We start from the raw sequence: 12,626 nt of genomic DNA on the forward strand, positions 1-12,626 counted from the left end.
CGCGGAGGGACAGGGCAGTGATCGCATTCGTCAGCGGGAAGGTCGCCGGTGCGGGGCCGGACGGCGCCGTCATCGACGTCGGCGGCGTCGGCCTGTCGGTGCAGTGCACCCCGGCCACGCTCGCCGGCCTGCGGGTGGGCGACCAGGCCCACGTCCCCACTTCGCTCATCGTCCGCGAGGACTCCCTCACGCTGTACGGCTTCGCCGACGACGACGAACGCTCGATCTTCGAGTTGCTGCAGACCGCCAGCGGCGTCGGGCCCCGGCTGGCGCTGGCCATGCTCGCCGTCCACCCGCCGAACGCCCTGCGCCGCGCCGTCGCCACCGAGGACGTGAACGCGCTGACCAAGGTGCCGGGCATCGGCAAGAAGGGCGCCCAGCGCATCGTGCTGGAGCTCAAGGACCGCCTCGGCACGCCCGTCGACGACGACACGGATGTGCCCGTGTTCACGACCCGCGCACTGCCCTGGCGCGACCAGGTCCACGCGGGCCTCACCAACCTCGGCTGGACCGGCAAGGACGCCGACGCCGCCGTCGACGCGGTGGCCGCCGAGATCGACGGGCAGGACACCCCTGACATCGCCGCCCTGCTCAAGATGGCCATGCGGAGGCTGAGCCGATGAGCCTCAGGGGGGTCGCGTGAGCGACGAGCGCTTCGTCTCGCCGGTCGCGGACGGCGAGGAGAAGGTCATCGAGGCGGCGCTGCGGCCCAAGCGCCTGGACGAGTTCATCGGCCAGGCACGGGTCCGCGAGCAGCTCTCCCTCGTCCTGCACAGCGCCCTGCGGCGCGGCCGCCCGCCGGACCACCTGCTGATGTCCGGGCCGCCCGGCCTCGGCAAGACCACCCTCGCCATGATCATCTCGAGCGAGCTCGGCATGCCGTTGCGGATCTCCTCCGGCCCGGCGATCGAGCGCGCCGGCGACCTCGCGGCCGTGCTGTCCACCCTCTCCGAGGGCGAGGTGCTGTTCCTCGACGAGATCCACCGGATGGCCCGCCCCGCCGAGGAGATGCTGTACGTCGCGATGGAGGACTTCCGGGTCGACGTCGTCGTCGGCAAAGGGCCGGGCGCGACCGCGATCCCGCTCGACATCGCGCCGTTCACCCTCGTGGGCGCGACGACCCGGGCCGGGCTGCTGCCCGCGCCGCTGCGCGACCGGTTCGGCTTCGTCGCCCACATGGACTTCTACGAGCCGGCCGATCTGGAGCGGATCATCCACCGGTCGGCCCGGCTGCTCGACGTGCGGATGGACGACGACGGCGGGGCCGAGATCGCCCGGCGGGCCCGGGGCACGCCCCGGATCGCCAACCGGCTGCTGCGTCGCGTCCGTGACTACGCCGAGGTGCGCGCCGACGGCGTGATCACCGAGGAGGTCGCACGGCAGGCGCTCACGTTGTACGAGGTGGACGCCGACGGGCTGGACCGGCTCGACCGGTCGGTGCTGGACGCGCTGCTGACGAAGTTCGGCGGCGGCCCCGTCGGCCTGTCGACCCTCGCCGTGGCGGTCGGCGAAGAGCCGGAGACGGTCGAGGTCGTCGCCGAGCCCTTTCTCGTACGAAAAGGCCTTATCGCCCGGACCCCGCGGGGGCGGATCGCGACACCGGCCGCCTGGCGGCACCTCGGACTCGCACCGCCGCCCACGGCGGAAGGTACGCTTTTCGAAGTGGAGGAGGAGTGACGGGAACTTCTCGGTGTACGGGTTCGTCACGTCGTTGCCGGGGTTTCAGGTACTCCTTTACACTCCGGAGCTTGGTCGCCGTCAGTAGATGACGCGCCTTCGCGGCGCGAAATAGCCGGCGGCTAGCTCAACACATCACATCGGAAGGATGCCCCGGTGCAGGGCAACACAACACTCACAGCGCTCACTCATGTCGCCGCGGCGAAGAGCGGCAGCAATCCATTGGTGTCGCTGCTGCCTCTGATCCTCATCGTCGTGGTCTTCTATTTCCTGCTGATCCGCCCGCAGCGCAAGCGGCAGCAGCAGCAGGCCCAGCTGCAGAACCAGATCGAGCCGGGCCAGCGGGTCATGACGACCGCGGGAATGATCGCGACGGTCGCCGCCGTGGAGGACGACGCGATCGTCCTGGAGATCGCCCCGGGCGTCGAGGCCCGTTTCGTCAAGCAGGCCGTCGGCCAGGTGATCGACGACCCCTCCGATGAGGAAGAGGAGGAGGAAGAGACCGACGAGGTCGAGGAGACCGAGGCGGCCGCCGAGGAGCAGAAGGACGGCGCCGACGCGGAGGTCGCGCAGGACGACATCGAGCCGAAGACCGAGGCGAAGACCGTCGTCGACGACACCAAGCCCGCAGAAACGGTGAAGGACGACGAGCAGAAGGCCGACAAGAAGCCGTCGGCTTGACCTACACCTGACCCGCAGATAAAGGACGAAAGACGACCGTGGCTCCGCCTAGCAGAAACGTTCCAAGACCTGGGCGCACTCTTCTCGCGCTGTTCGTGATCGTCGCAGCCCTGGTGGGCGTGATGTTCTGGCAGGGCCAAAAGACGCCCAAACTGGCTCTTGACCTCGCCGGTGGCACCACCGTGACACTGACGGCGGAGCCTACGAAGCCCGGTGCCAAGATCGGCGCGGGTGAGATGGGTCAGGCGCTCAACATCATGCGTGAGCGCGTGAACAGCCTGGGTGTCTCCGAGGCGGAGGTCACCAAGCAGGGCAGCAACGTCATCGTCGTCCAGGTCCCCGGCAAGGGCCAGGAGCGTGTCGCCAAGCTCGTCGGCACCACGGCCAAGCTGGAGTTCCGCCAGGTGCTCGTGGCCGAGCCGGTGGGCGTCCCGAAGTCGACGCCGACGCCCACGCCCAGCCCGACGAGCACGGGCAAGACCAAGGGCGGCGCCAAGCCCTCCGGGAGCGCGAAGCCCTCTGGCAGCGCGAAGCCGTCCGGCAGCGCCAGCCCGTCGGGTTCGGCCAGTGCCACGCCCAAGGGCCGGGCGCTCGCCCAGGCCCTCACCAAGGCGACGCCGAAGCCGTCGACGTCGGGCAAGGCCGGCGCGAGCCCGAAGGCGACCCAGTCGCTCAGCCCGCAGCAGCTCCAGCAGTTGCAGCAACAGCTCCAGCAGCAGCAACAGCAGCAGACGGGCGAGGACTTCTCCGGCGTCGACCCGGCCGTCAAGGCGCAGTTCGACAAGCTGACCTGCACCGGCGCCGACGTGGGTCAGGGGCAGACGCTCGACGCCAACAAGCAGGCGGCGATCTGCGCCCGGCCCGACCCCAAGACCCAAAAGGTCGACTACAAGTTCATCCTGAGCCCGGCCAAGATCTCCGGAGACCAGGTCACCAAGGCGCAGGCGCTGCCGCCGGACCCGCAGAACGGCCGGATGCAGTGGACCGTCAACCTCGATCTCAACGGCCAGGCGACCGGCGCGTTCGCCAAGTTCACGCAGCAGGCCGCCGCGCTCGGGGAGAACAACACCCGTAACCACTTCGCGATCGTCCTCGACGGCACGGTGTACTCCTGGCCGGGCGTCAAGGAGGCGATCACCTCCGGCAACGCGCAGATCGAGGGCCAGTTCAACCAGGCGGACGCCACCGACCTGGCCAACGTGCTGAAGTTCGGCGCGCTGCCGCTGAAGTTCAAGCAAGGCTCGCTGGAGTCGGTCTCGGCGACGCTCGGCAAGGACCAGCTGTCCGCCGGTCTCATCGCCGGCGCGATCGGCCTGGGCCTGGTCGTGCTCTACTGCCTGATGTACTACCGCGGGCTCGGCTTCGTCGCGATCTCCAGCCTGGCGATCGCGGGGATCATCACGTACGAGTCGATCGTGCTGCTCGGCAAGTTCATCGACTTCCGGATGTCCCTGGCCGGCATCGCCGGTGCGATCGTGGCGGTCGGTATCACTGCGGACTCCTTCGTCGTGTTCTTCGAACGACTACGGGACGAGGTTCGTGAGGGCCGCACCCTCCGGACCGCCGTCGAACGCGGCTGGGTGCGCGCCCGGCGCACGATCATCGTCGCCGACGCGGTGTCGTTCATCGCGGCCCTGCTGCTGTACTGGTTCGCCATCGGCGGGGTGAAGGGCTTCGCGTTCACGCTCGGGCTCACTACGCTGATCGACGTGGTCGTGGTGTTCTTCTTCACCAAGCCGCTCGTCACGCTGCTGGCCCGGACGAAGTTCTTCGGTCGCGGCCATCGATGGTCCGGCCTCGATCCGACGACGCTGGGCATGAAGAAGCGCGTCACCGCCCGTCCCGCCAGCACCAAGGAGGCCTGATGTCACGGCTGGGCAACATCGGCGGCCGCCTTCACCGCGGTGAGGTCTCACTCGACTTCGTCGGGCGGCAGAAGACCTGGTACGCCATCTCCGGGCTCATCCTGCTCGTCAGCGTCGTGTCGCTGCTCACGCTCGGCCTGAACTTCGGCGTGGAGTTCAAGGGCGGCACGGTCTTCCAGTTCCCGACGAGGTCCGGCGTGACGACCTCGGACGCCCGCGCGGCGGTCAAGGACTCCGGGGTCGTCAAGGAGGACCCCATCGTCCAGAAGACCGGCACCGGCTGGCGCGTCCAGACCGAGAGCCTGGGTTCGGAGGACATCGCCAAGGTGCAGAGCTCGGTGCAGCAGAAGCTGCATCTGGCCAAGGTCGATGACGTCAGCCCGCAGAGCGTCGGCGCGAGCTGGGGGAAGGACATCTCCCAGAAGGCGCTCCAGGGCCTGCTGATCTTCCTGGTCGCGATCATCATCTACCTGTCGGTCGCCTTCGAATGGCGGATGGCGGTCGCGGCGATCATCGCGCTGGCACACGACATCCTCATCACGGTCGGCGTCTACTCGCTCGTGCAGTTCGAGGTGACGCCCTCCTCGGTCGTCGGCCTGCTGACCATCCTCGGGTACTCCCTGTACGACACGGTCGTCGTGTTCGACAAGGTCCGGGAGAACACCCGGTCGCTGACCACCTCGAACACCATGACCTATAGCCAGGCGGCGAACCTCGCGGTCAACCAGACCCTGGTCCGGTCGATCAACACCTCGGTCATCGCGCTGCTGCCGGTGGCGGGCCTGCTGTTCATCGGCGCGGGCGTCCTCGGCGCCGGCACGCTGAAGGACCTGGCCCTCGTCCTGTTCGTCGGCATGATGGCCGGTGCGTACTCCTCCATCTGCATCGCGACGCCGATCGTCGCCGACCTGCAGGAGCGGCAGGAGAAGTACAAGACGCTGGCCAAGCGGGTAGCGGCCAAGGCCAACAGCCCGAAGCGCAAGGCCAAGCCGGACGTCGAGGTCGCGGAGCTGCCCGACGGCGACGCCGAGGACGAGGACGAGGGCGAGGCATCCTCTGTCGGGGCCGGTGTCCGGGTCGTGCAGAATGGTCCGCGGCAACAGCCCCGCCGGGGCGGCGCGAAGGGCCGACCCAGCGGCAAGAAGAAGCGCTGAGTCCATCCCGCGACGGATCGTGTGATCCGTCGCGGGATGGCGTCTTTGAGGAGGAACGTGACCTCGCGACCGGTCGACCTGACGAAACTGATCAACGAGCGGATCCGCGAGGTTCCCGACTACCCCAAGCCCGGGGTGATCTTCAAGGACATCAGCCCGCTGCTGGCCGACCACACCGCGTTCGCGGCCGTCGTCGACGCCATCGTGGCCTACTACGGGCGGGGCACCATCGACAAGGTCGTCGGGATCGAGGCCCGCGGCTTCATCCTGGCGGCCCCGGTCGCCTACCACTTCGGTGCCGGGTTCGTGCCGGTCCGCAAGAAGGGCAAGCTGCCGGCCGCGACGTACGACGAGAGCTACGACCTCGAGTACGGCAGCGAGACCATCGAGGTCCACCAGGACGCCCTCGCACCGGGCGAGCAGGTGCTGATCGTCGACGACGTACTGGCCACGGGCGGCACGGCCGCGGCGACCGTCGAGCTCGTCCGCCGTTCGGGGGCCGAGGTCGCGGGCCTGTCCGTGCTCATCGAGCTCGGCTTCCTCCAGGGCCGGGACCGGCTGACCGGCCTGGACGTCCACGCCCTCATCCAGGGCTGACCCTCTCTCACGAGCCCGTACGGCGCCTCAGGCACCGTACGGGCTTCTCCGTGCCCCGAGCGCCATCCACGTCTCCTACGGGCTTGTCCGTGTCCGTCGGCGGCCGCCGGGCGACGTGCGGGTTCGCGCCGGCCCGGCGGGCGTCAGAGCACCTTGAGGGCCTGGACCATGCGGGTGGCGATCGGCCCGGCGGCGTCGGCACCGAAGCCGCTGCCCTCGGTGACCACCGCGAACGCGATCTTCGGGTCGTCGGCGGGCGCGAACCCGGCGAACCACCGTTCGTTGTACGGCAGGCCGGTCTCCGCGGTGCCGGTCTTGCCGGCGATGCCGGTCGGCACCTTGCCGCGCGCGGTGCCGGTCTGGACGACCTCCCGCATCATGTCCTGCAGCTGGCTCGCCGTCTGTGAACTCGTCGCCCGGAACAACTCCCGGGGAGACGCGGCCTCGATCTCGGACTGGTCGGGCGAGACGACCCGCTGGATGAGGTACGGCTTCATCACGACGCCCCCGTGGGCGACGGCGGCGGCCGCGAGGGCCATCTGCAGCGGCGTCGCCGAGACGCTGCCCTGGCCGATGCCGCTGCGCCCGACGTCGTCGCCGCCCATGTTCTTCGGGTAGACGCTCGCGGCGCTGCTCAGGGCGTTCTCGATCGGGATGCGCTGCCCGAAGCCGAAGCCCGTGGCCTCGGCACCGAGATTTCGCTGGCCCATGTCCAGGGCGAGCTTGCCGAACGTGCTGTTGCACGACTGCGCGAAGGCCTCGATGAGCGGTAGCTGTCCGCCGTTGCACGGCCCGGAGTCGGCGTCGTTGTGCAGCGGGTTCCCGGAGGGGAGGGTGAGCACGCCAGGAGTGTCGACGGGACTGTCCTTGGTCAGGCCCTGCTTGTCCATCCCCGCGGCCGACGTGATGATCTTGAATGTCGAGCCCGGCGCGAAACTTTCATCGATCGCCTTGTCGATGAGCGGGCTGCCGGACGCCTTCAGCAGCCGGTTGTACGCCCGCGTCGACGCGGTGGTGTCGTGCACCGCGACCGTGTTGGCGTCGAATGACGGATAGGACGCCATCACCTTGATCGCGCCGGTCCGTACGTCGATGGCGATCGCGGCGGCGCGGCGCGAGGTGCTCGAACGCAGGGCGTCGTAGGTGGTGCGCTGGGCGTCCGGGTCGATGGTCGTCTGCACGGTGGCGCCCCGCGGCGTCTTGCCGACGATCGCGTCGAACCAGTGCTGGACGGTCAGTCTCGGGTCGGTTCCGGCCAGCAGGCCGTCGGCCGCGGCCTCGACGCCGGTCACGGAGCCGCTCGGCGCGAAGTAGCCGGTGACCGGCGCGAAGATCTCCGAGTCCGGATACACGCGCTGGTACTTGAAGTCCTTGTTGCCGGTGTCGCGGGACCGGGCGATGATCGTGCCGCCCGCCATGATCAGCCCGCGGTTCCGGTCGAACTGCGCGAGGAAGTGCCGGGCGTTCAGCGGGTCGTCGCGGAGCTTCTGCTCCTGCGAGCCCTGGATGTAGGTGACGTTCACCATGAGCGCGAGGATCATCAGCAGCGAGAAGATCGTCGCCCTGCGGAGTGTCTTGTTCATCGGCCCCCAACCTTCGCCGGTGCCCTCCCAGCATCCTCTCCTTCCCCGACCGGCGGTCCTATGCCATGACCGGAATGGGTGATGGGCACCGACTGGAAAACGACTACGGATAAACTGTGGTTCCGACGTATGAATGGGGAGGCTGGGTGCCCGGTGAGGTGGTCTCGTCCGACGCGGTGGCAGATGCCGCGCTGACCCCGCAGGCCCAGGCAGAGGCCTCTTCGCCGACGGCGCCGGTGGGTGCCCCCGAACCGGTGCCGGATGACGGCGACGCGACGCCGTCGGGCGCGACCGCGCCGTCCGCCGCCCGGGTCCGCAGAAGGCTCGCTCGGCTAGGCGCCCAGCGTGGTCCAACGATGAATCCCGTACTCGAACCGCTGATCAAGACGCTCCGGAACACTCATCCCAAGGCGGATGTGCGTATCGTCGAGCGCGCCTACGACGTCGCCGCCCACCATCATCGTGACCAGAAGCGCAAGAGCGGCGACCCCTACATCACCCATCCGCTCGCCGTGGCGACGATCCTCGCCGAGCTGGGGATGAACACCGAGACGCTGTGCGCGGCGCTGCTGCACGACACCGTCGAGGACACGACCTACACCCTCGACCAGCTCCGCGCCGACTTCGGCGACGTGATCGCCGCCCTGGTGGACGGCGTCACCAAGCTCGACAAGGTCAAGTACGGCGACGCGGCGGAGGCCGAGACCGTCCGCAAGATGGTCGTGGCCATGTCCCGCGACATCCGGGTGCTGGTCATCAAGCTGTCGGACCGGCTCCACAACATGCGCACGCTGCGCTACCTGCCCCGGCCGAAGCAGGAGCGCAAGGCCCGCGAGACGCTGGAGATCTTCGCGCCGCTCGCGCACCGCCTCGGCATGAACACGCTCAAGTGGGAGCTGGAGGACCTCGCCTTCCAGACGCTGTATCCCAAGCGGTTCGACGAGATCGCCCGCCTGGTCTCCGAGCGAGCGCCCCGGCGCGACGTCTACCTCCAGGAAGTGATCGAGAACGTCGCGGGCGACCTGCGCGAGGCCAAGATCAAGGCGACGGTCAAGGGACGCCCGAAGCACTACTACTCGATCTACCAGAAGATGATCGCCCGCGAGGTCGGCTTCGAGGAGATCTACGACCTCGTCGGCATCCGCGTCCTCGTCGACACCGTCCGCGACTGCTACGCCGCCCTCGGCACGATCCACGCGCGATGGAACCCGGTCCCCGGCCGGTTCAAGGACTACATCGCGATGCCGAAGTTCAACATGTACCAGTCGCTGCACACGACGGTGATCGGCCCGGAGGGCAAGCCGGTCGAGCTGCAGATCCGCACCCGCGCGATGCACAACCGCGCGGAGTACGGCATCGCCGCGCACTGGAAGTACAAGGAGGAGACGGTCGGCGCCGGGTCGCCCGGCAAGGCGAACGACATGGCCTGGCTCCGGCAGCTCCTCGACTGGCAGAAGGAGACCACCGACCCGGCGGAGTTCCTCGAGTCGCTGCGCTTCGACCTGTCGGTCTCGGAGGTCTTCGTCTTCACCCCGAAGGGCCAGGTCCTGGCCCTTCCGCAGGGCGCCACCCCGGTCGACTTCGCCTACGCCATCCACACCGAGGTCGGGCACCGTACGATCGGTGCCCGGGTCAACGGCCGGCTCGTGCCGCTGGAGTCGACGCTCGACAACGGCGACACGGTGGAGATCTTCACCTCCAAGTCGCCCGAGGCCGGGCCCAGCCGCGACTGGCTGAACTTCGTCAAGAGCGCCCGCGCCCGCAACAAGATCAAGCACTGGTTCTCCAAGGAGCGCCGCGAGACCGCCATCGAGCAGGGCAAGGAGGCCCTCGCCCGCGCGATGCGCAAGCAGAACCTCCCGTTGCAGCGCATGCTCTCCGGAGAGGCCCTCGTCGCGCTGGCCCACGACCTGCGCTACTCCGACGTCTCGGCGCTGTACGCCGCGATCGGCGAGAGCCACGTCTCCGCGCAGAGCGTCGTGCAGAAGCTCGTCGACTCCCTCGGCGGGGTCGAGAGCGCGGCCGAGGACCTCGACGAGACCGTCATCCCCAGCAAGAAGCGGCGGTCGCGGCCCGCGGGCGACCCGGGCGTGGTCGTCGCCGGCGACCCCGACGTGTGGGTGCGCCTGTCCCGGTGCTGCACGCCGGTGCCCGGCGACGAGATCGTCGGGTTCGTGACGCGCGGCAACGGCGTCTCGGTGCACCGGGCCGACTGCGTCAACGTGGCGAACCTCCGCACCCAGCCGGACCGCATGGTCGACGTCAAGTGGTCGCCGGGGGAGGACTCGGTCTTCCTGGTGGCCATCCAGGTCGAGGCGCTCGACCGCACCCGCCTGCTGTCGGACATCACCCGGGTGCTGTCCGACCAGCACGTGAACATCCTGTCGGCGTCCGTCGCCACCAATCGCGACCGGGTCGCGATCAGCAGGTTCAGCTTCGAGATGGGGGATCCGAAGCACCTGGGCCACGTGCTCAAGGCGGTCCGTAACGTCGACGGCGTCTACGACGTCTACCGCGTCACCAACTGACCCGTTAAATGATCGTCGGCCCGGCCCCCGCGGGGACCGGGCCGACGATCATGGTCAGGAGAACTCGGTGAGCGTGCGCTCGGCCTCTTCCAGCCATGCGCGGCGCGCCGTCAGCGCCTCTTCGGCGTCCTTGACGTCCTTGTCGCGTCCGCCGCGCTGGGCCTTCTCCAGGCGCGCCTCGAGCTGCTGGATCGATGCGCGCAGCTGCGTCACCGTCGCCTCGGCGCGCGCCCGGGCCTCCGGGTTGGTGCGCCGCCACTCCGACTCCTCGGCGGAGCGTACGGCCTCCTCGATCCGGCGCAGCCGGCCTTCGAGATGCTCCCGGGAGTCGCGCGGCACCATCCCGATGGACTCCCAGCGCTCCTGGATCGTCCGCAGGGCCTGACGGGCGGCGCGCACGTCCCGGATGGGGAGCAGCCGCTCAGCGTCCTCGAGGACCTTCTCCTTGAGCTCGGCGTTCTGCCGGAACTCGGCGTCGCGCTCGGCGAAGGCCGCGGAGCGGGCGGCGAAGAAGACGTCCTGCGCGCCCTTGAACCGCGCCCACAGCTCGTCCTCGACCTCACGGGACGCGCGTCCGGCCATCTTCCAGCGCCGCATCAGGTCGCGGTAGGCGGCGGCCGTGGGCCCCCAGTCGGTCGAGTTGCTCAGCGCCTCGGCCTCGGCGACCAGGTGGTCCTTCTCCGCACGGGAGTGCTCGCGCTCCTCCTCCAGGTTGGAGAAGTACGCCTTGCGGCGCTTGGTGAAGGCGTTGCGCGCGGCCGACAGCCGCTTCCACAGCGCCGTCTCGGTGGGCCGGTCGACGCGCTCGGCGGCCTTCCACTCATCGACGAGCTGACGAAGGCGCTCACCGCCGTTCTTCCAGTGCGTCTCCTCGGTCGCGATCCGCTCGGCCTCGGCGACGATGCGCTCCTTGACCTCCCGCGCGTGGCCGCGGGCCTGGTCGCGGGCGACCTTCATCTCCTCCCGGCGGCGGCCGAGCAGCCCGGTGAGGCCGTCCAGCCGCCGTGCCAGGCTGTCGAGGTCGCCGACCGCGTGGGCCTCGGTCACGGACTCCCGCAGCCGGGTGATGCTGTGCTCGGCCTGTGAGGGGGCCAGGTCCGTCGTCTTGATCCGCTGCTCCAGCAGATCGATCTCGGTGACCAGCGCGTCGTACTTGCGCCGGAAATAGGCGAGCGCCTCTTCCGGAGCACCGGCCTGCCAGGAGCCGACGGTGCGTTCGCCTTCGGCGGTCTTGACGTAGACGGTCCCGTTCTCGTCGACGCGGCCCCAGGGATCAATGGTCACCGTCGGCCTCCCGGTCGTGGAGCGGGCCTGCCGTGAGCGGCTGGACGGCCCGGACGGAGCCGTCTCCGCCTCCCCGGCGCCGGATTCCCCAAGGATCGGTGGCGCTGGACACCGTTGCCTCCTGTATCAAGGCCCGGGCCGCTCGTCGGGCGCCGGGCCCACCGTGACGACCTCGGGAGCTTCGCTCCCGCAGGCCACCCTAACCTTGCGCATTACCCCATCTTCGTGACGGTGAGGTGTTTTATTTCAATTTTCTTCTTTGGCGCGGTCATCCCGGACTGGGGGTCGGGAGCGGTCGCGCCGGCCTTGGCGACCGAGTCGACGACGTCCAGGCCCTGGGTGATCTCGCCGAAGACCGTGTAGTCGGCGGGCAGCTGCGCGTCGCCGTACATGATGAAGAACTGGCTGCCGTTGCTGTTCGGCTGGCTACTGTGCGCCATGGCGATCATGCCCCGCTTGTAGGTCGCCTGCCCGGAGGCGTTGCCCTTGGGGACGTTCTCGTTGCCGAAGCCGTACTTCGGGCCGCCGCTGCCGGTGGCGCTCGGGTCGCCGCACTGCAGCACCTTGATGCCGGTGTCGAGCCGGTGGCACTTGGTGTTGTCGAAGAACTTCTTCGAGGCGAGGTAATTGAAGGAGTTGACGGTGCACGCGGCCTTCGTGCCGTCGAGCTTCGCGACGATCTTGCCCTGGCTGGTGTCGATCGACATCTCGTACGTGCCCTTGACCGGCTTGACCGGCGGCGTGCCGACGTCCTTGGCGTTCTGCGAATCCGTCAGCGGCTGGTAGGCGCATTCGCCGGGCTTCGCCGTGACGGTCGGCTGCGCACTGGGCGTTTTGGACGCCGAGGCCGTCGTCGTCGACTTCTTGTCTGACGTGTTCATGGCGAACGCGATGGCACCGCCGCCGCCGGCGATCACTGCCACGGCGGCCACCGTGCCGATGATCTTTATCCTGCGTGCTTGCGCCTGCCGGGCCGCACGGCGCTGCATCTGGCGCTCGTAGCGCTGCCGGGCCAGCTGCTTCTTGCGGTCTTTACCCGCCACCGGTGTCGCACCTCTTGATTCGCGTCATGAACAGGGAAACGTGCTGCGCATCGTAGCGGTCCTGGCCGGTATTTTTCTGCGTGGCCCTCAGAGGCTCGCAAATCCCGCCAAGACCGGACACCCTGCGGCGCTCCCGCGTATGTCGTTCGCGGTTGGCCGCGTGCCGCCGGTACGCTCAAGCTGCCGGAAGCAGGCGCCTTCAGAGAGGACGATC

Annotated in this window: 10 protein-coding genes; 7 read left to right on the plus strand and 3 right to left on the minus strand. The window is 69.0% G+C overall.

Annotation, left to right across the window (positions count from 1 at the left end):
* The first annotated feature begins 17 nt into the window (after positions 1-17).
* From ruvA to ACQP2O_RS22060, 6 genes are all read left to right on the plus strand, one after another.
* The gene (ruvA, locus tag ACQP2O_RS22035; RefSeq protein WP_433188201.1) at positions 18-623 is read left to right on the plus strand and encodes a Holliday junction branch migration protein RuvA; all 606 of its coding nucleotides are present in this window, start codon (positions 18-20) and stop codon (positions 621-623) included.
* Positions 624-639: 16 nt separating this feature from the next.
* Positions 640-1,677, plus strand: a complete 1,038-nt coding sequence (gene ruvB / locus ACQP2O_RS22040) for a Holliday junction branch migration DNA helicase RuvB (protein ID WP_433188204.1) — start codon at positions 640-642, stop codon at positions 1,675-1,677.
* Positions 1,678-1,833: 156 nt separating this feature from the next.
* On the plus strand, positions 1,834-2,358 hold the full coding sequence (gene yajC / locus ACQP2O_RS22045) for a preprotein translocase subunit YajC (RefSeq protein WP_433188206.1): 525 nt from the start codon (positions 1,834-1,836) through the stop codon (positions 2,356-2,358).
* Positions 2,359-2,453: 95 nt separating this feature from the next.
* On the plus strand, positions 2,454-4,223 hold the full coding sequence (gene secD, locus ACQP2O_RS22050; RefSeq protein WP_433188209.1) for a protein translocase subunit SecD: 1,770 nt from the start codon (positions 2,454-2,456) through the stop codon (positions 4,221-4,223).
* The gene (secF, locus tag ACQP2O_RS22055; RefSeq protein WP_433188212.1) at positions 4,223-5,377 is read left to right on the plus strand and encodes a protein translocase subunit SecF; all 1,155 of its coding nucleotides are present in this window, start codon (positions 4,223-4,225) and stop codon (positions 5,375-5,377) included. The genes secD and secF overlap by 1 nt, the downstream gene beginning before the upstream one ends.
* A gap of 36 nt (positions 5,378-5,413) precedes the next feature.
* Entirely contained in the window at positions 5,414-5,974 is a 561-nt protein-coding gene (locus ACQP2O_RS22060) for an adenine phosphoribosyltransferase (protein ID WP_433188214.1), read from the plus strand.
* Positions 5,975-6,117: 143 nt separating this feature from the next.
* Here the strand turns inward: ACQP2O_RS22060 and ACQP2O_RS22065 are convergent, their stop codons facing one another.
* Positions 6,118-7,557 (minus strand): peptidoglycan D,D-transpeptidase FtsI family protein, encoded by a 1,440-nt coding sequence (locus ACQP2O_RS22065; protein WP_433188217.1) that lies wholly within the window; start codon positions 7,555-7,557, stop codon positions 6,118-6,120.
* 356 nt (positions 7,558-7,913) lie between these two features.
* Here ACQP2O_RS22065 and ACQP2O_RS22070 point away from each other — a divergent pair, with 356 nt between their 5' ends.
* A complete protein-coding gene (locus ACQP2O_RS22070; protein WP_433191108.1) occupies positions 7,914-10,085 on the plus strand; it encodes a RelA/SpoT family protein in 2,172 nt (723 codons plus the stop codon).
* Between the two features lie 54 nt (positions 10,086-10,139).
* Here the strand turns inward: ACQP2O_RS22070 and ACQP2O_RS22075 are convergent, their stop codons facing one another.
* Together ACQP2O_RS22075 and ACQP2O_RS22080 are read right to left on the minus strand one after the other, a co-directional pair.
* A complete protein-coding gene (locus ACQP2O_RS22075) occupies positions 10,140-11,369 on the minus strand; it encodes a DUF349 domain-containing protein (RefSeq protein ID WP_433188220.1) in 1,230 nt (409 codons plus the stop codon).
* A 212-nt stretch (positions 11,370-11,581) separates the two neighbouring features.
* Positions 11,582-12,412 carry a peptidylprolyl isomerase gene (locus ACQP2O_RS22080; protein WP_433188223.1) on the minus strand — a complete coding sequence of 277 codons (831 nt, stop codon included), beginning with the start codon at positions 12,410-12,412 and terminating at the stop codon, positions 11,582-11,584.
* Between the last annotated feature and the right edge of the window lie 214 nt (positions 12,413-12,626).

Origin of the sequence: Actinoallomurus sp. CA-150999, from assembly GCF_050942425.1 — a bacterium.
In the GTDB taxonomy this organism is placed as follows: domain Bacteria; phylum Actinomycetota; class Actinomycetes; order Streptosporangiales; family Streptosporangiaceae; genus Actinoallomurus.

Bases quoted from the DNA above. Each gene is read 5' to 3' on its own strand.
- secF (WP_433188212.1), top strand. From the start codon at position 4,223: ATGTCACGGCTGGGCAACATCGGCGGCCGCCTTCACCGCGGTGAGGTC.
- ACQP2O_RS22060 (WP_433188214.1), top strand. From the start codon at position 5,414: ATGGCGTCTTTGAGGAGGAACGTGACCTCGCGACCGGTCGACCTGACG.
- ACQP2O_RS22070 (WP_433191108.1), top strand. From the start codon at position 7,914: ATGAATCCCGTACTCGAACCGCTGATCAAGACGCTCCGGAACACTCAT.
- ACQP2O_RS22065 (WP_433188217.1), bottom strand. From the start codon at position 7,557: ATGAACAAGACACTCCGCAGGGCGACGATCTTCTCGCTGCTGATGATC.